Genomic DNA, 17609 nt, shown 5'->3' with positions numbered 1-17609 from the left:
TTGGTAATTCAAATTGTATTCTCTTTAGTGGGCGTCAAAAAAAACGCCGGATTAACCGGCGTCTGACGACTGACTTAACGCTCAGGCTTTATTGTCCACTTTGCCGCGCGCTTCGTCACGTAATTCTCGTCGCAAAATTTTTCCGACGTTAGATTTCGGTAACTCATCACGAAACTCCACCAGCTTCGGTACTTTGTAGCCCGTGAGCTGACGGCGACAAAAGGTCACCAGTGACTCTTCGGTAAGCGATGGATCTTTTTTCACTACGAAGATTTTCACCGCTTCGCCACTGGAGCCGGAAGGTACGCCAACAGCCGCGACTTCCTGTACGCCAGGGTGCTGCATGACGACATCTTCAATCTCGTTGGGATAAACGTTAAAACCGGAAACCAGAATCATGTCTTTTTTACGATCGACAATGCGCAGGAATCCTTCTTCATCCATCACCGCGATGTCGCCAGTGTGTAACCAGCCATTTTTGATGATCTCATCGGTAGCATCCGGACGCTGCCAGTACCCCAGCATCACCTGCGGTCCTTTGACACAAAGCTCACCCGGTTGACCCGGTGGTACTTCGTTGTCGTCGTCATCCACCAGTTTGGCTTCCGTCGATGGCACCGGCAAACCGATGCTACCGCTATGATAATCAATATCATACGGGTTAACGCTGACCAGCGGCGCGCACTCGGTCAGGCCATAACCTTCCAGCAGATACTGTCCGGTCAGTTTCACCCAGCGTTCTGCCACCACTTGTTGAACAGGCATCCCACCGCCTGCGGAAAGGTGCAGACTGGAGAAATCCAGTTGCTGGAACTCTTTATTGTTCAGCAACGCATTGAACAAGGTGTTTACGCCGGTGATAGCGGTAAACGGATATTTTGCCAGTTCTTTCACCAGCCCCGGAATATCACGTGGGTTAGTAATAAGCAGGTTCTGCCCGCCCAGTTCAATAAACAGCAGACAGTTAATGGTTAGTGCAAAAATGTGATAGAGCGGCAGTGCCGTTACTACCAGTTCTTTACCTGGATGCAGCAACGGCCCATAGGTGGCGTTGACCTGTTCCAGGTTCGCCAGCATATTGCGGTGAGTCAGCATCGCGCCTTTCGCCACGCCTGTAGTGCCGCCAGTGTATTGCAGGAAAGCTAAATCTTCCGGCACCAGTTCAGGTTTGACGTACTGCATCCGGTAGCCGTTATGCAGGGCGCTACGAAATGATATGGCATCTGGCAGATGATATTTCGGCACCAGACGCTTGATGTATTTAACAACGAAGTTGACCAGCGTCCCTTTCGCCGTAGAAAGTTGATCGCCCATACGGGTCAGAATAACGTGCTGGACTGCAGTTTTATCAACCACTTTTTCCAGGGTGTGAGCAAAGTTAGACACGATAACAATCGCCGATGCGCCACTATCGTTAAGCTGATGCTCAAGCTCGCGCGGGGTATACAACGGGTTGACGTTTACGACAATCATCCCGGCGCGCAAAATGCCGAACAGCGCCACTGGATATTGCAATAAGTTAGGCATCATCAGCGCAACGCGATCGCCTTTCTTCAGCCCCAACCCTTGTTGCAAATAAGCGGCAAACGCGCGACTGCGTTCTTCCAGCTTGCGGAAGGTCATTACCTCCCCCATATTCATAAACGCGGGCTGATCGGCGTAGCGCGTGACCGACTGCTCAAACATATCTACCAGAGATTGATAACGGTCAGGGTTGATCTCCGTCGGAACGTCCGCGGGATAACGGTTAAGCCAAACCTTCTTCAATTCTTCACCTCTAAAATGCGTGTTCGTCGTCATCGCAACCCCAAGTGATAAACATATTGTTAACATAATATTAACTCATCTTACCAGCTTGATAATTACCCAACGAAAAGGTTGCGAAGCGCGTCACTATTTATTTTTATCTTTACCGTAAGAATGCAGAAACAGCGGACCAGCCGCTGTTTCTTTTTCTTTAAAAACAAGCAATTATTCAGTTACAACTGTTTGTACTCTCGCGGGGCCGGGATTATACCAGCCCCATCCGCCGTAGCCATAGGGCCAGCCTCGCCCACCATAAAACCAGGGATCAATCGGCTGTGGCGGCATAATCACCTGCTGGGTTAAATGCCAACGTTTGTAACCCGTTGCCTGCATTACCATAAATTTATATGGCGTGTTGCCAATTTTTCCGTCAACCGTACCGGTGATTGGCCCGACAACTGTCACCAGCTGGCCTCGGAAATCGACCGGATCAAGAAAACCATTCACATCGGCATAAATGCGCCCACGCGACGGTTCTCCCAGCGTCGGTCTTGCTCCGCTGTCGAGTGGTACAGTGGCAATTTCCAGGCGGGTTTTCCCTTGCTGGTTTTGCACCGCAACCACTTTACCGCCAAATCGCGCTTCCTGACCAACGTACAGCTGCGGCGCATTCATCACCCGAACTAAATCTTGTTGCGGCGTTGGGCTACTGCCTTTAATGGCGTCCGGCACAGTGACACAACCGCTCAGTATTAGCGCAAACGTACCTGCCAGTATGCCTTTGATAACATTGTTTTGAACCGCCATGATGCGACTCCTTTTTTCTCAGGGCATACTCTTAAGATTCATTCTTTGCCCGGAAGTTTCTTCCACGCGACGTTGTTACGCAAATAAACCGGCTCGGCATGTTCCACCGCCACCGTTTTACCCTCGGCAAACATCTGACAGGCAATCGGCAGCATATCTTCTGCAGCGGGCAGTAACACTTCGCCATCGCGCAAAACCAGACCGCTCTCTTTACCGAGATCCGGCCAGGCTTGCCAGCCTGTACCCACGGTCGCCCATTCACCGGAAAGCTGTTGCATCCGTTCATGAACGAGTTCTGGTTTGAGTACGGCTTCGGTTTCTTCACCGTGCCAGACACCGTTTTCATCACGCTGATATTCGGCCCAGTAAACTTCGCCCATTCGCGCGTCAATGGCTGCCAGCACGCGGGTTGCGCCGTTTTTGCGCCACGCCCCTTGCGCCATCGTCATTAGCGTGGAGACGCCAATCATCGGTAGCTCCGCACCAAGTGCCAGTCCTTGCGCGATGCCAATACCGATGCGTACGCCGGTGAAACTACCGGGGCCGCGCCCGTAAGCCAGAGCGTTAATGTCAGTCAGGGAGGTTCCGCTGGCGGTCAGGATATCCTGCACCATCGGTAAGATTCGTTGAGTATGTTCACGTGGGCAAAGCTCGAAATGAGCATTGACAGTACCGTCGTTCCACAGGGCGACAGAGCAGGCCTCTGTCGCGGTATCGATAGCCAGAATTCGCATGGGTCTTCGTGCTTAGATCAATAAAAAGGCGCGCATCATACCATACTCCATCACAAATTACCTGGAGGATGGTATCGCAAGGAAACGAACCGCACGGGCAATATCACGGGTACGCGGCGCGGGCGGCAGGCTGGCAAGGAAAGTAGCGCCATAAGGGCGCATCACCAACCGATTGTCACAAATCACCAGCACGCCGCGATCGTCGGCGTCGCGAATCAGTCGCCCTACTCCCTGTTTGAGAGTAATGACGGCATCTGGTAGTTGCACTTCATCGAACGGGTCACCACCACGCAAACGGCAATCTTCCATGCGCGCTTTTAACAGTGGATCATCCGGCGAGGTAAACGGTAATTTGTCGATAATCACCAGCGACAACGTATCGCCACGCACGTCCACCCCTTCCCAGAAGCTGCTGGTTGCCACAAGAAGCGCGTTACCGGCAGTGACAAATTGCTGCAACAATTGCCCTTTGCTGGTTTCCCCCTGCAACAATACGGGAAGCGTCATGGTGGCGCGGAACTGCTCAGCCAGATCGCGCATCATGGCGTGCGAGGTGCAAAGCATAAAACAACGACCGTTGTTGGCTTCGATGATCGGTCGCAGCATTGCTGCCAGTTGCCGTGCGGAACCTGGCTGGTTGGTTTGCGGCAGGTTGCGCGGCACACAGAGTAACGCCTGGCGGCTGTAATCAAAGGGGCTGGGTAACAGCAACGACTCGGCCTGTTCGATGCCAAGCCGCGAGGTGAAATGATGCAGATCGTCATTCACCGACAACGTTGCCGAGGTAAAGATCCAGCTTCCGGGCTTTTGCGCCATTAGCTCTTTAAATTTATCCGCCACGCTGAGCGGCGTGAGCGCCAAAGTAAAATGGCGCGAAGTGCATTCGTACCAGTAGCTGTAGCCTGGTTGGTTGATCTCTTTCAACCGCTTCAGACGTGTACGATATAACGTGGCACGTTCAAATGCCGCATCCAGCAAGGCGGAACGCCCCAAAGACAGTTTCGCCACGTCGTAACAGAGTTCAAGGGTGTCATCGAGCAGTAAAAACGCCCGCTGAATTTGTGGGTTGGCTAACAGTTCGCGCAGATTACCGCGATAACCTGGCTCGCCGAGTTGCAGACGAAAATCCTGCGCGCTCTGGGCAAGACGGTCGGCGCATTTTTGTAACTGTTGAGTGTCTTTTAATTCGGTGCGATAGGCGATGGTGATGTCTTTTGCCAGATCGAGCAGTTGTCGGCTGGAGAGCGACTGTCCAAAGTACTGGCTGGCAATGTCCGGCAGCTGGTGGGCTTCGTCGAAGATCATCACGTCTGCTTCCGGGATCAACTCGCCAAATCCACTTTCTTTAACCACCATATCCGCCAGAAACAGATGATGGTTCACCACAACCACATCAGCATCCATCGCTTTTTTACGCGCTTTGACCACAAAGCAATCTTTATACATCGGGCAGTCGCTGCCAAGACAGTTGTCGTTGGTGCTGGTGACCAGCGGCCACGCCTGCGAGTCTTCCGCCACGCTAACGCAGGTGCTGATATCGCCATCTACCGTCTGATTTGACCATGAACGCAGGAGGATCACATCGCTTAAGGTTTGTACTGGCAAATCTCCGCCCGCCAGTGCCTGCTGTTCCAGTCGTTCGAGGCAGAGGTAGTTTGAGCGCCCTTTCAGCAACGCCACGTTGCCAGTGTATTTCAGCGCCTTTGCCACCGTCGGCAAATCGCGGCTGTAGAGCTGATCCTGCAACGCTTTTGAGCCAGTTGAGATGATGACTTTCTTTTTCGCCCGCAGTGCAGGAGCAAGGTAGGCATAGGTTTTACCCGTACCGGTTCCCGCTTCCACCACCAGCGGCTGGCTTTTTTCTATCGCCTGGGTCACAGCGACTGCCATCTGTCGCTGTGGTTCACGCGGCTTAAAACCAGGTATCGCTTTCGCCAGTTGACCGTCTGGTGCAAAATCGTCCGTCACACTACCCCCTGTTGATTTGAACAGGGATTATGTCAGGCCAGGCTGGTTTTCGCCAGTTGAAGTGGTGACGGCAACCTCACATTGTGGCAGTCTTTGCAGCACAAAAATGGAAAGTTAATGAGGACATAATGATGACTATCGTTCGTATCGACGCTGAAGCCCGCTGGTCTGATGTGGTGATCCACAACAACACGCTCTACTACACTGGCGTACCAGAAAACCTCGATGCCGATGCTTTTGAACAAACCGCCAACACGCTGGCGCAAATTGACGCCGTGCTGGAAAAACAGGGCAGCAATAAATCGAGCATTCTGGATGCCACCATTTTCCTTGCCGATAAAAACGACTTTGCGGCAATGAATAAAGCATGGGATGCCTGGGTTGTAGCGGGTCACGCGCCGGTGCGCTGCACGGTGCAGGCGGGGCTGATGAATCCGCAGTACAAGGTTGAAATTAAGATTATCGCTGCGGTTTAATTCCTGAAAAAGAATTCTATCAAAGTAAAAATCTGACGATAATTGTTCGAAAATACTGGTCGGTTATAAACAAATCGGCCAGTGTTTAAGAGGATACTTTAGATAAATAATGAAATCCGTCAGGTAACTTATTTTTATGATTTCAACTGCATCTATACAAAAATGATATTAATCACCCAAATTAAACCATTCTGTTAACTCCCCGAGCCGTTTACTCTGACTTTTCTGCCCTTAACAATCTGGCTGGAGCGCGGCGATTTACCGTTAATTTTTTGCCATATCACTAGAAAACCCGCCATGACCTGCTACCTTTAAAATACCTGAATGTCAACAGGTTAACTAATGAGATATCGTTATAATCCCTTTGATATTAGATGCAATTTAAGGTCATATATAGCCTTATCAAAAACGTGGTTAATTTAAGGACAAGAATATGCCTGCTGCAATAGATAAAGCCCTGGATTTCATTAGTGCCATGGATGTATCAGCATCAACACCAAGCTCGATGAATGAAAGTACGGCGAAAGGAATATTTAAATATTTGCATGACCTGGGAGTCCCCGCGAGTACCGCCGATATTACTGCGCGAGCTGAACAGGAAGGCTGGAATCCTGGATTCACGGAAAAAATGGTGGGATGGGCAAAAAAGATGGATTCTGGCGAACGCGTGGTGATTAAAAACCCTGAATACTTCTCGTCTTATATGCAGGAAGAACTTAAAGCCCTTGTGTGAGTTAAAACTCCAGCTTTAAAAATCAATCCGGACGCTTTCATTGACCTCAGAAAAGCGTCCTTTTTTCTCGTCATCATAAACACAGCCAAAATTAATCAACAGATATGGCCCCGTGATTTTTGTTTCAACACAGCGGACCATTGTCATAACGCGCGCCGTCCAGGCACAGACCGTCAAAAATGGCACGATGTAAGTTCATGCCGGAAAAATCCCAGCCGATGAGGCTATCCGTATCAAGATACAGGACGTCATCCGTGACGAAATCGATACGGATCATTTTGTGTTACTCGTCTTCATCCTCAAAACGCGCCACTATTTGCTCGCCGGTATGGTTGGCGCGCAGCTCTTCTGCCACCAGCGCGATTGCCTGACCGCTGCTCATCCCCTGTGCCATCAGTTCCTGAATACGCTCAACGGCTTTTTGCTGCTGTTCATGGGTGAGTGAAGGTAAACCTGCAAACATTGTTAACTCCTGCTAAATTGTTGGCGCTAATTATTTCATGCTACCCGGCACATAGCCAGTAGAGTCAGGACTGATGAAGACGTTATCTCCCGCTGTGATTACTTTACCCTGGCGTCAGGACGCCGCTGAATTTTATTTTGCCCGCTTAAGCCACCTGCCGTGGGCGATGTTGTTGCACTCCGGCTACGCCGACCATCCGCATAGTCGCTTTGATATTGTGGTGGCTGACCCCGTTTGCACTTTAACCACTCACGATAATGAAACCCGGGTATGTGAAGGAGAAATCCGCACAACGACCACTGACGATCCGCTCAAAGTGCTCCAACAGGCACTGGACCGCGCAAACATTCACCCGTCGCATAGCAATAATTTGCCATTTCAGGGCGGCGCGCTTGGGCTGTTTGGCTACGATCTGGGTCGTCGGTTTGAGTCACTGCCAGAAATTGCGCAACGAGATGTCGACTTGCCTGACATGGCGGTTGGTATCTACGACTGGGCGCTGATCGTCGACCACCAGCGTCAGCGTATTTCGCTACTCAGCCATCGTGATGTCAATGCTCGTCTGGCGTGGCTGGACAGCCAGCAAATAGCACCACAGCAAGATTTCAAGTTAACCTCCGCCTGGCAATCCAATATGAACCGCGAGCAGTATGGCGAGAAATTTCGCCAGGTGCAGGAATATCTGCACAGCGGCGATTGCTATCAGGTGAATCTCGCCCAGCGTTTTCACGCGACCTATTCTGGCGATGAATGGCAGGCGTTCGCTCAGCTTAATCAGGCCAACCGCGCACCGTTCAGTGCCTTCCTGCGTCTGGAACAAGGCGTGATTTTAAGCCTTTCACCAGAACGGTTTATTCTTTGTGATGGTGGTGAGATCCAGACCCGCCCGATTAAAGGCACGCTCCCACGCTTGTCCGATCCTCAGGAAGATAGAAAACAAGCTGAAAAACTGGCGAACTCACCGAAAGATCGCGCCGAAAACCTGATGATTGTCGATTTAATGCGCAACGACATCGGTCGCGTTGCTGTACCAGGCTCAGTAAAAGTGCCTGAACTGTTTGTTGTAGAACCCTTCCCTGCCGTGCATCATCTGGTCAGCACCATAACGGCGCGACTACCAGAACAGTTACACGCCAGCGATCTGCTGCGCGCGGCTTTTCCTGGTGGTTCAATCACCGGCGCGCCGAAAGTGCGGGCAATGGAGATTATTGATGAACTGGAACCGCAGCGACGCAATGCCTGGTGCGGCAGCATTGGCTATTTAAGCTTCTGCGGCAATATGGATACCAGCATCACCATCCGCACGCTGACGGCGGTTAACGGGCAGATTTACTGTTCCGCTGGTGGCGGCATCGTTGCTGATAGCCAGGAAGAAGCGGAATATCAGGAAACTTTTGATAAAGTTAATCGTATCCTGAAGCAACTGGAGAAGTAAGACGTGGAATACCGTGGCCTGACGCTTGATGATTTTTTATCGCGATTTCAACTATTGCGTCCGCAAATTAACCGGGAAACCTTAAATCATCGTCAGGCTGCCGTGTTAATCCCCATCGTACGCCGACCGCAACCGGGCTTGCTGCTGACTCAGCGTTCCATTCATCTGCGCAAACATGCTGGACAAGTCGCATTCCCTGGAGGTGCAGTCGATGACACGGACGCGTCAGTTATCGCCGCTGCGCTGCGTGAAGCCGAAGAAGAGGTCGCCATACCGCCTTCAGCCGTTGAGGTTATCGGCGTGTTACCCCCTGTCGATAGCGTTACGGGCTACCAGGTCACTCCCGTGGTCGGCATTATCCCGCCTGATTTACCGTATCGCGCCAGTGAAGATGAAGTCTCCGCAGTATTTGAAATGCCGCTCGCCCAGGCGTTACATTTGGGCCGTTATCATCCTTTGGATATCTACCGCCGTGGCGATTCGCATCGGATATGGCTTTCCTGGTACGAACAGTATTTTGTATGGGGAATGACCGCAGGCATAATTCGTGAACTGGCGCTGCAAATTGGTGTGAAACCCTGACTATACTTATCTTTACATCTACAAAACACTACTTGAGACAATCATCGCAATATTAGTTAAATCGCGGTTTTTGATTAGTTTAATTCATGTGAATAGTTAAGCCTGTCGCCGCGTTCCCTCTTACACTATGCGCTGTTATTCGTTCGTTACTGGAAGTCCAGTCACCTTGTCAGGAGTATTATCGTGATTAGTCTATTCGACATGTTTAAGGTGGGGATTGGTCCCTCATCTTCCCATACTGTAGGGCCTATGAAGGCGGGTAAACAGTTCGTCGATGATCTGGTCGAAAAAGGCTTACTGGATAGCGTTACCCGCGTTGCCGTGGACGTTTATGGTTCACTGTCGCTGACGGGTAAAGGCCACCACACCGATATCGCCATTATTATGGGTCTTGCAGGTAACGAACCTGCCACCGTGGATATCGACAGTATTCCCGGTTTTATTCGCGACGTAGAAGAGCGCGAACGTCTGCTGCTGGCACAGGGACGGCATGAAGTGGATTTCCCACGCGACAACGGGATGCGTTTTCATAACGGTAACCTGCCGCTGCATGAAAACGGCATGCAGATCCACGCGTATAACGGCGATACAGTTGTTTACAGCAAAACTTATTATTCCATCGGCGGCGGTTTTATCGTCGATGAAGAACATTTTGGTCACGATGCTGCCAACGAAGTGAGCGTGCCGTATCCGTTTAAATCCGCCACCGAGATGCTGGCATACTGTAATGAAACCGGTTATTCCCTTTCCGGTCTGGCAATGCAGAACGAACTGGCGCTGCACAGTAAGAAAGAGATCGACGAGTATTTCGCTCATGTCTGGCAAACCATGCAGGCATGTATCGATCGCGGCATGAACACCGAAGGCGTATTGCCTGGCCCGCTGCGTGTTCCGCGCCGTGCGTCTGCCCTGCGCCGAATGCTGGTTTCCAGCGATAAACTGTCTAACGATCCGATGAATGTCATCGACTGGGTAAACATGTTTGCGCTGGCAGTTAACGAAGAAAACGCAGCGGGGGGGCGTGTGGTAACTGCACCGACTAACGGTGCTTGCGGCATCGTTCCGGCAGTGCTGGCATACTATGACCACTTTATTGAATCGGTCAGCCCTGATATTTATACCCGCTACTTTATGGCGGCCGGAGCGATTGGCGCACTGTACAAAATGAACGCGTCTATTTCCGGTGCGGAAGTCGGTTGCCAGGGCGAAGTGGGCGTTGCCTGTTCAATGGCTGCGGCGGGTCTTGCAGAACTGTTGGGCGGTAGCCCTGAACAGGTTTGCGTGGCGGCGGAAATTGGCATGGAACACAATCTTGGTCTGACTTGCGACCCGGTTGCGGGTCAGGTTCAGGTTCCGTGCATTGAACGTAACGCTATTGCATCAGTGAAGGCGATTAACGCCGCGCGGATGGCTCTGCGTCGTACTAGTGCACCACGCGTCTCACTGGATAAAGTCATCGAAACGATGTACGAAACAGGAAAGGATATGAACGCTAAATATCGCGAAACCTCACGCGGTGGTCTGGCGATTAAAGTCCAGTGTGACTAATACTTTATCCTCGCCCATCTGCAACGGATGGGCGAATTTATCCCCGCTTTCTCGTCTGCTGTAATTTTCCCCACTACACTTCCACTGTTGCGTCAGGCGTTTGTCGCCATACGCTTACCGGGTGGCCCGCATGCAAAAAGCACAACGGATCATTAAAACCTATCGCCGTAATCGAATGATTGTTTGTACGATTTGCGCACTCTTTACGTTTGTGGCAACACTGAGCGTGCGATTTATTTCACAGCGGAACTTAAATCAGCAGCGGGTAGTGCTCTTTGCCAATCACGCCGTTGAGGAATTAGACAAAGTCCTGCTTCCACTTCAGGCGGGTAACAACGTACTGCTTCCCCTGATTGGACTCCCCTGCTCAGTCGCCCATCTCCCCTTACGCAAACAGGCGGCAAAACTGCAAACTGTACGGTCAATTGGCCTGGTGCAAGACGGCACGCTTTATTGTTCCAGCATTTTTGGTTATCGCAATGTTCCTGCTGAAGATATCCAGGCTGATTTACCCGCGCCGCAGCCCCTTTTACGCTTAACTACCGACCGCGTATTAATTAAAGACAGCCCGGTATTGATTCAGTGGACACCTTTACCGGGCAATGGTCGAGATGGCGTGATGGAGATGATCAACATCGACCTGTTGATGGCAATGTTGCTGGAGCCGCAATTACCGCAAATAAGAACGGCCAGCCTGACGGTAGCCGATCGCCATTTACTCTATGATGATGGTCTGGTTGATTCTTTACCTCCGCTTAATGGCAATGAACGTTACCAGGTTTCATCGCAGAATTTTCCTTTTATCATCAGCGTTAGTGGACCTGGTGCGACAGTGCTGGCGTTGCAATATCTTCCCAGCCAGTTCCCACTAGCGGTACTGTTGAGTTTACTGGTGGGGTACATCGCATGGTTGGCCACGGCCCATAGAATGAGCTTTTCACGCGAGATAAATCTCGGGCTGGCGCAGCGCGAATTTGAGTTATTTTGTCAGCCCCTGCTCAATGCACGCTCGCAGCAATGTATTGGTGTAGAGATTTTGCTGCGCTGGAACAATCCGCGTCAGGGCTGGATTTCACCGGATGTGTTTATTCCTATCGCGGAAGAACATCATTTAATTGTGCCACTGACCCGCTATGTGATGGCAGAAACCATTCGTCAGCGCCATGTTTTCCCGATGAGTAGTCAGTTTCATGTTGGCATTAACGTCGCACCCAGCCATTTTCGCCGTGGTGTGCTGATAAAAGATCTCAATCAGTACTGGTTTAGCGCTCACCCGATTCAGCAACTGATCCTCGAAATCACCGAACGCGATGCCTTACTGGATGTTGATTATCGGATTGCCCGCGAGCTGCATCGTAAAAACGTCAAACTGGCGATTGATGACTTCGGCACCGGCAACAGCTCGTTTTCCTGGCTTGAAACATTACGTCCTGACGTGCTGAAAATTGATAAGTCATTTACCGCAGCTATAGGTTCTGACGCGGTTAACTCGACGGTGACCGATATCATCATCGCGCTGGGGCAAAGACTGAATATTGAACTGGTGGCGGAGGGCGTGGAAACGCAAGAACAGGCGAAGTATTTGCGCCGTCATGGCGTGCATATTTTGCAAGGGTATTTGTACGCACAGCCGATGCCGCTACGTGATTTTCCCAAATGGCTGGCGGGCAGCCAACCGCCGCCCGCCCGGCATAATGGACATATCACGCCCATTATGCCGTTACGTTAACGCTTACTCATCTTCATCGTGCGCCGGTTGCTCTTTAACAATGCGAACCAGATCAACACGATAATCATTGGCTTCAATGATGGTGATATGCAGTGGCCCTACATCAATCACATCGCCCACACGGGGAATGTGACCATTTGCCGAGATCACGAGGCCCGCGACCGTCGCGATATCATCGTCATCGGCAAGGTGCTCAACATCAAGCGCCTGCTGCAAGGCATGCAAATCTGTACCGCCTTTTACCAGCCAGCCGTCACCATCAGTAATGATTTCCGGCGTTTCGTCAGCGTCCGGGAATTCACCCGCAATGGCTTCCAGCACATCCAGCGGCGTGACCAAGCCTTGTACCACACCAAACTCGTTGGTCACGATAACAAAGCTCCCGCGAGCACGACGCAGCACGCCCAGCAGGTTGATCGGATCGAGGGTTTCAGGGACGATAATCGCCGGAGACGCCGAAGCAATCGCCGCCACATCAACGCCCTCTTCCAGCGCCACCAGCAGTTCTTTAGCACGTACGATTCCGATGATTTCATCCAGTTCACCGCGACATACCGGGAACAGGCTGTGCGGTGAGGAGAGCAGCTGCTCGCGGATTTCATCGACCCCGAGATTAGCGTCAACCCAGCTTATTTCACCGCGCGGCGTCATGATCCCGCGCAGAGAACGCGACGCCAGCGTCAGTACGCCGTTAATCATGTAACGTTCTTCTTCGGCAAATGCACCTTCCGGGATCGGCATCGGCATCGGGTTATCGGCATCGTGCTGAACATTGGCCTGACGTTTCCCGCCCATCAAACGCAGGATGGCATCGGCAGTACGGGCTCGCAGCGGCAAAGTCGACTGGTGACGAATAAAGTTGCGACGCGCAATCTGGTTAAACACTTCGATGATGATCGAGAAGCCAATCGCGGCATACAGGTAACCTTTCGGAATGTGGAAACCGAAACCTTCTGCCACCAGACTCAGACCAATCATTAACAGGAAGCTCAGACAGAGCACCACCACCGTGGGGTGCTGGTTAACGAATCGCGTCAGCGGTTTGGATGCCAGCAACATAACCGCCATCGCAATCACTACCGCCGCCATCATCACCGGCAGATGGTTAACCATCCCTACTGCAGTAATTACCGCATCCAACGAGAAGACGGCGTCAAGGATGACAATCTGTGTGACGACCACCCAGAAACTGGCGTAGCCTTTACCGTGGCCGGAATCATGATCGCGGTTTTCCAGCCGTTCATGCAGTTCGGTTGTTGCTTTGAACAGCAAGAATATCCCCCCGAACAACATAATCAGGTCGCGTCCGGAGAAGGAGAAATCCATGACGGTAAATAGCGGTTTGGTCAGCGTGACCATCCATGAAATCAGCGACAGCAGCCCCAGACGCATAATCAGCGCCAGTGATAACCCCAGCAAACGCGCTTTATCGCGTTGTTTTGGCGGCAGTTTGTCAGCAAGAATGGCGATGAAGACCAGGTTATCGATACCCAGCACAATTTCGAGAACAACAAGCGTGAGTAGCCCCGCCCAAATTGAGGGGTCCATTAAGAATTCCATGACAAGCTCCTGCTTAAGGAATAGCTATTCGACGCCAGAAATAATGCAGGCGTAACGACAAAATGCAAACGAAAGGTGCGGCATAGAGTGCCAGAAAGGCAGGCGTTAAAAGGCCTGATACTGAAATGACGTCGGTGACGATCCATACTGCGGGCTACTGCCCTATACTCCATGGTTGTTAAACGGGAGTTAAACATATCAGAGACGCCTCTGATTTGGCAAAGATTTACCTTCCTTTGCAAACGAATGTGACAAGGATATTTTACCTTTCGAAATTTCTGCTAATCGAAAGTTAAATTACGGATCTTCATCACATAAAATAATTTTTTCGATATCTAAAATAAATCGCGAAACGCAGGGGTTTTTGGTTGTAGCCCTTATCTGAATCGATTCGATTGTGGACGACGATTCAAAAATACATCTGGCACGTTGAGGTGTTAACGATAATAAAGGAGGTAGCAAGTGACCATTGCTATTGTTATAGGCACACATGGTTGGGCTGCAGAGCAGTTGCTTAAAACGGCAGAAATGCTGTTAGGCGAGCAGGAAAACGTCGGCTGGATCGATTTCGTTCCAGGTGAAAATGCCGAAACGCTGATTGAAAAGTACAACGCTCAGTTGGCAAAACTCGACACCACTAAAGGCGTGCTGTTTCTCGTTGATACATGGGGAGGCAGTCCGTTCAATGCTGCCAGCCGCATTGTCGTCGACAAAGAGCATTATGAAGTGATCGCAGGCGTTAACATTCCAATGCTAGTGGAAACGTTAATGGCTCGTGATGATGATCCAAGCTTTGACGAACTGGTAGCACTGGCCGTAGAAACAGGCCGCGAAGGTGTGAAAGCACTGAAAGCGAAACCAGTTGAAAAAGCAGCACCTGCCCCCGCCGCAGCGGCACCGAAAGCGGCTCCTGCACCGGCAAAACCGATGGGACCAAACGACTATATGGTAATTGGCCTCGCGCGTATCGACGATCGTTTGATTCACGGTCAGGTTGCTACCCGCTGGACCAAAGAAACTAATGTCTCCCGTATCATCGTAGTTAGTGACGAAGTGGCTGCGGATACCGTTCGTAAGACACTGCTCACCCAGGTTGCACCTCCCGGCGTAACAGCGCATGTAGTTGATGTCGCCAAAATGATTCGCGTCTACAACAACCCGAAATATGCGGGCGAACGCGTGATGCTGTTATTTACCAACCCGACAGATGTTGAGCGTCTCGTTGAAGGCGGCGTGAAAATCACCTCAGTCAACGTCGGTGGTATGGCATTCCGTCAGGGCAAAACTCAGGTGAATAACGCGGTTTCGGTTGATGAAAAAGATATCGAAGCGTTCAAGAAACTGAATGCGCGCGGTATCGAGCTGGAAGTCCGTAAGGTTTCCACCGACCAGAAACTGAAAATGATGGATCTGATCAGCAAAATCGATAAGTAACGTATTGTGTTGATTATCACTCAGTTTTCACACTTAAGTCTTACGTAAACAGGAGAAGTACAATGGAGATTACCGCTCTTCAAATTGTGCTGGTATTTATCGTAGCCTGTATCGCAGGTATGGGATCAATCCTCGATGAATTTCAGTTTCACCGTCCGCTAATCGCGTGTACCCTGGTGGGTATCGTTCTTGGGGATATGAAAACCGGTATTATTATCGGTGGTACCCTTGAAATGATCGCACTGGGTTGGATGAACATCGGTGCCGCTGTTGCACCTGACGCCGCCCTGGCTTCTATTATTTCTACCATTCTGGTTATTGCTGGTCATCAGAGCATCGGTGCCGGTATCGCGCTAGCAATCCCTCTGGCAGCAGCAGGCCAGGTGCTGACCATTATCGTTCGTACTATTACCGTTGCCTTCCAGCACGCTGCGGATAAAGCAGCTGAAAACGGTAACCTGACGGCGATTTCATGGATTCACGTTTCGTCTCTGTTCCTGCAAGCTATGCGTGTGGCTATTCCGGCCGTTATCGTTGCGCTTTCTGTTGGTACCAGTGAAGTTCAAAACATGCTGAACGCCATTCCGGAAGTGGTGACCAATGGTCTGAACATTGCCGGTGGCATGATCGTGGTAGTTGGTTATGCGATGGTTATCAACATGATGCGTGCTGGCTACCTGATGCCGTTCTTCTACCTCGGCTTCGTAACCGCAGCATTCACCAACTTTAACCTGGTTGCTCTGGGTGTCATCGGTACCGTTATGGCGGTGCTCTACATTCAGCTGAGCCCGAAATATAACCGTGTCGCCGGTGCGCCAGTTCAGGCTGCTGGTAACAACGATCTCGACAACGAACTGGACTAACAGGTGAGCGAAATGGTTGATACAACTCAAACTACCACTGAGAAAAAACTCACTAAGAGTGATATTCGTGGCGTCTTCCTGCGTTCTAACCTCTTCCAGGGTTCATGGAACTTCGAGCGTATGCAGGCGCTGGGCTTCTGCTTCTCTATGGTGCCGGCGATTCGTCGCCTCTACCCGGAAAATAACGATGCCCGTAAACAGGCGATTAAACGTCACCTCGAATTCTTTAACACCCAACCGTTCGTGGCGGCACCAATTCTGGGCGTAACCCTGGCGCTGGAAGAACAGCGTGCTAACGGTGCAGAGATCGACGATGGTGCAATCAACGGTATCAAAGTAGGTCTGATGGGTCCGCTGGCAGGTGTAGGCGACCCAATCTTCTGGGGTACGGTACGTCCGGTATTTGCAGCGCTGGGCGCCGGTATCGCGATGAGCGGCAGCCTGTTAGGTCCGTTGCTGTTCTTTATCCTGTTTAACCTGGTACGTCTGGCAACGCGTTACTACGGCGTAGCATATGGTTACTCCAAGGGCATCGATATCGTTAAAGATATGGGCGGCGGCTTCCTGCAAAAACTGACGGAAGGGGCGTCTATTCTCGGCCTGTTTGTCATGGGGGCATTGGTTAACAAGTGGACACATGTCAATATCCCGCTGGTGGTCTCACGCATCACTGACCAGACGGGTAAAGAGCACGTTACCACTGTACAGACCATTCTTGACCAGTTAATGCCAGGCCTTGTACCACTGCTGCTGACCTTTGCTTGTATGTGGCTGCTGCGCAAAAAAGTTAATCCGCTGTGGATCATCGTTGGCTTCTTCGTCATCGGTATCGCTGGTTACGCTTGCGGCCTGCTGGGACTGTAAGACTGTTGTACACTACCGGGGCCTTTTGGCCCCGTTTTTTTATCTGGAGGATTAATGACAATCACGGACCTGGTACTGATTCTTTTCATCGCCGCACTCCTGGCCTTCGCGATCTACGATCAGTTCATCATGCCCCGCCGTAACGGCCCCACCCTGCTGGCAATTCCTTTGCTCCGGCGTGGTCGCATCGATAGCGTTATCTTCGTCGGATTGATTGTCATTCTTATCTATAACAACGTCACGAATCATGGCGCGCTAATAACAACATGGTTATTAAGTGCACTGGCTCTGATGGGTTTTTATATATTCTGGATCCGCGTTCCGAAGATCATCTTTAAACAAAAAGGTTTTTTCTTCGCCAATGTCTGGATTGAATATAGCCGGATAAAAGCAATGAACTTATCGGAAGATGGTGTCCTGGTTATGCAATTAGAACAGCGTCGGTTGTTAATCCGCGTTCGAAATATCGACGATCTGGAAAAGATTTATAAACTTCTTGTTTCAACTCAATAGGCTATATTATCTCTTCGATCATTTGTTATTTATTTTAACGTTTCATTTATATATAAATCTAAATGAAAATCGTTATCAATGAAGTAATGAAATAATATATTCCAACAGTTGTTTTATATTCTCAAAATATGTTAAGGTTGCGCCCTCATTTGGG

At 50.7% G+C, this 17609-nt stretch carries 18 protein-coding genes; 10 read left to right on the top strand and 8 right to left on the bottom strand.

Annotation, left to right across the window (positions count from 1 at the left end; genetic code table 11):
- Positions 1-81: 81 nt before the first annotated feature.
- The 4 genes from fadD to AACS80_RS10025 all read right to left on the bottom strand — a co-directional run bounded on the left by fadD (position 82) and on the right by AACS80_RS10025 (position 5255).
- Positions 82-1767 carry a long-chain-fatty-acid--CoA ligase FadD gene (gene fadD, locus AACS80_RS10040; protein ID WP_130218771.1) on the bottom strand — a complete coding sequence of 562 codons (1686 nt, stop codon included), beginning with the start codon at positions 1765-1767 and terminating at the stop codon, positions 82-84.
- 204 nt (positions 1768-1971) lie between these two features.
- On the bottom strand, positions 1972-2553 hold the full coding sequence (yeaY, locus tag AACS80_RS10035; protein ID WP_130218769.1) for a Slp family lipoprotein YeaY: 582 nt from the start codon (positions 2551-2553) through the stop codon (positions 1972-1974).
- A 38-nt stretch (positions 2554-2591) separates the two neighbouring features.
- Positions 2592-3287: a tRNA (adenosine(37)-N6)-threonylcarbamoyltransferase complex dimerization subunit type 1 TsaB gene (gene tsaB / locus AACS80_RS10030; RefSeq protein ID WP_130208422.1), complete on the bottom strand. Its 696-nt coding sequence runs from the start codon at positions 3285-3287 to the stop codon at positions 2592-2594.
- A 57-nt stretch (positions 3288-3344) separates the two neighbouring features.
- Complete coding sequence (locus tag AACS80_RS10025) at positions 3345-5255, bottom strand: ATP-dependent DNA helicase (RefSeq protein ID WP_135410036.1); 1911 nt, start codon at positions 5253-5255, stop codon at positions 3345-3347.
- Positions 5256-5386: 131 nt separating this feature from the next.
- On the opposite strand from AACS80_RS10025, the gene AACS80_RS10020 reads away from it, so the two are divergent.
- Positions 5387-5731, top strand: a complete 345-nt coding sequence (locus AACS80_RS10020; RefSeq protein WP_010376144.1) for a RidA family protein — start codon at positions 5387-5389, stop codon at positions 5729-5731.
- Between the two features lie 433 nt (positions 5732-6164).
- The gene (locus AACS80_RS10015; protein WP_130208426.1) at positions 6165-6464 is read left to right on the top strand and encodes a DUF1889 family protein; all 300 of its coding nucleotides are present in this window, start codon (positions 6165-6167) and stop codon (positions 6462-6464) included.
- A 124-nt stretch (positions 6465-6588) separates the two neighbouring features.
- Here the strand turns inward: AACS80_RS10015 and AACS80_RS10010 are convergent, their stop codons facing one another.
- Both AACS80_RS10010 and AACS80_RS10005 read right to left on the bottom strand, forming a co-directional pair.
- Positions 6589-6741 carry a hypothetical protein gene (locus AACS80_RS10010; RefSeq protein WP_240725813.1) on the bottom strand — a complete coding sequence of 51 codons (153 nt, stop codon included), beginning with the start codon at positions 6739-6741 and terminating at the stop codon, positions 6589-6591.
- A 6-nt stretch (positions 6742-6747) separates the two neighbouring features.
- Complete coding sequence (locus AACS80_RS10005) at positions 6748-6927, bottom strand: YoaH family protein (protein ID WP_130218763.1); 180 nt, start codon at positions 6925-6927, stop codon at positions 6748-6750.
- Between the two features lie 73 nt (positions 6928-7000).
- Between AACS80_RS10005 and pabB the strand changes: the two genes are divergently transcribed.
- The 4 genes from pabB (at position 7001) to AACS80_RS09985 (ending at position 12221) form a co-directional block, all read left to right on the top strand.
- Positions 7001-8362 (top strand): aminodeoxychorismate synthase component 1, encoded by a 1362-nt coding sequence (gene pabB / locus AACS80_RS10000; protein WP_135410037.1) that lies wholly within the window; start codon positions 7001-7003, stop codon positions 8360-8362.
- A gap of 3 nt (positions 8363-8365) precedes the next feature.
- The gene (locus AACS80_RS09995) at positions 8366-8944 is read left to right on the top strand and encodes a CoA pyrophosphatase (RefSeq protein WP_135410038.1); all 579 of its coding nucleotides are present in this window, start codon (positions 8366-8368) and stop codon (positions 8942-8944) included.
- 183 nt (positions 8945-9127) lie between these two features.
- Positions 9128-10492 (top strand): L-serine ammonia-lyase, encoded by a 1365-nt coding sequence (sdaA, locus tag AACS80_RS09990; protein ID WP_138183775.1) that lies wholly within the window; start codon positions 9128-9130, stop codon positions 10490-10492.
- Positions 10493-10622: 130 nt separating this feature from the next.
- Positions 10623-12221, top strand: coding sequence for an EAL domain-containing protein (locus tag AACS80_RS09985; RefSeq protein WP_138183774.1), 1599 nt, complete (start codon positions 10623-10625; stop codon positions 12219-12221).
- A gap of 3 nt (positions 12222-12224) precedes the next feature.
- On the opposite strand, the gene yoaE is transcribed toward AACS80_RS09985, so the two are convergent.
- A complete protein-coding gene (gene yoaE / locus AACS80_RS09980; RefSeq protein WP_000394983.1) occupies positions 12225-13781 on the bottom strand; it encodes a CNNM family cation transport protein YoaE in 1557 nt (518 codons plus the stop codon).
- Positions 13769-13927 (bottom strand): protein YoaL, encoded by a 159-nt coding sequence (locus AACS80_RS09975; protein WP_001327808.1) that lies wholly within the window; start codon positions 13925-13927, stop codon positions 13769-13771. The genes yoaE and AACS80_RS09975 overlap by 13 nt, the downstream gene beginning before the upstream one ends.
- Before the next feature lie 316 nt (positions 13928-14243).
- Here AACS80_RS09975 and manX point away from each other — a divergent pair, with 316 nt between their 5' ends.
- The 4 genes from manX (at position 14244) to AACS80_RS09955 (ending at position 17455) form a co-directional block, all read left to right on the top strand.
- A complete protein-coding gene (gene manX / locus AACS80_RS09970; RefSeq protein WP_130223509.1) occupies positions 14244-15215 on the top strand; it encodes a PTS mannose transporter subunit IIAB in 972 nt (323 codons plus the stop codon).
- A gap of 62 nt (positions 15216-15277) precedes the next feature.
- A complete protein-coding gene (manY, locus tag AACS80_RS09965) occupies positions 15278-16078 on the top strand; it encodes a PTS mannose transporter subunit IIC (protein WP_064529241.1) in 801 nt (266 codons plus the stop codon).
- 12 nt (positions 16079-16090) lie between these two features.
- Complete coding sequence (manZ, locus tag AACS80_RS09960; RefSeq protein ID WP_130208438.1) at positions 16091-16942, top strand: PTS mannose transporter subunit IID; 852 nt, start codon at positions 16091-16093, stop codon at positions 16940-16942.
- A gap of 54 nt (positions 16943-16996) precedes the next feature.
- Positions 16997-17455, top strand: a complete 459-nt coding sequence (locus tag AACS80_RS09955; protein WP_000156255.1) for a DUF986 family protein — start codon at positions 16997-16999, stop codon at positions 17453-17455.
- Positions 17456-17609 lie beyond the last annotated feature (154 nt).

The organism is Escherichia sp. E4385 (genome assembly GCF_963883145.1).
Taxonomy (GTDB): domain Bacteria; phylum Pseudomonadota; class Gammaproteobacteria; order Enterobacterales; family Enterobacteriaceae; genus Escherichia.
This window is presented reverse-complemented; position numbering and strand designations above follow the sequence as displayed.

Excerpts from the sequence above, each read along its gene's own strand:
- yeaY (WP_130218769.1), bottom strand. The coding sequence starts at position 2,553 with ATGGCGGTTCAAAACAATGTTATCAAAGGCATACTGGCAGGTACGTTT.
- tsaB (WP_130208422.1), bottom strand. The coding sequence starts at position 3,287 with ATGCGAATTCTGGCTATCGATACCGCGACAGAGGCCTGCTCTGTCGCC.
- AACS80_RS10020 (WP_010376144.1), top strand. The coding sequence starts at position 5,387 with ATGACTATCGTTCGTATCGACGCTGAAGCCCGCTGGTCTGATGTGGTG.
- AACS80_RS10015 (WP_130208426.1), top strand. The coding sequence starts at position 6,165 with ATGCCTGCTGCAATAGATAAAGCCCTGGATTTCATTAGTGCCATGGAT.
- AACS80_RS10010 (WP_240725813.1), bottom strand. The coding sequence starts at position 6,741 with ATGATCCGTATCGATTTCGTCACGGATGACGTCCTGTATCTTGATACG.
- AACS80_RS10005 (WP_130218763.1), bottom strand. The coding sequence starts at position 6,927 with ATGTTTGCAGGTTTACCTTCACTCACCCATGAACAGCAGCAAAAAGCC.
- pabB (WP_135410037.1), top strand. The coding sequence starts at position 7,001 with ATGAAGACGTTATCTCCCGCTGTGATTACTTTACCCTGGCGTCAGGAC.
- AACS80_RS09985 (WP_138183774.1), top strand. The coding sequence starts at position 10,623 with ATGCAAAAAGCACAACGGATCATTAAAACCTATCGCCGTAATCGAATG.
- yoaE (WP_000394983.1), bottom strand. The coding sequence starts at position 13,781 with ATGGAATTCTTAATGGACCCCTCAATTTGGGCGGGGCTACTCACGCTT.
- AACS80_RS09975 (WP_001327808.1), bottom strand. The coding sequence starts at position 13,927 with ATGGATCGTCACCGACGTCATTTCAGTATCAGGCCTTTTAACGCCTGC.
- manY (WP_064529241.1), top strand. The coding sequence starts at position 15,278 with ATGGAGATTACCGCTCTTCAAATTGTGCTGGTATTTATCGTAGCCTGT.
- manZ (WP_130208438.1), top strand. The coding sequence starts at position 16,091 with ATGGTTGATACAACTCAAACTACCACTGAGAAAAAACTCACTAAGAGT.
- AACS80_RS09955 (WP_000156255.1), top strand. The coding sequence starts at position 16,997 with ATGACAATCACGGACCTGGTACTGATTCTTTTCATCGCCGCACTCCTG.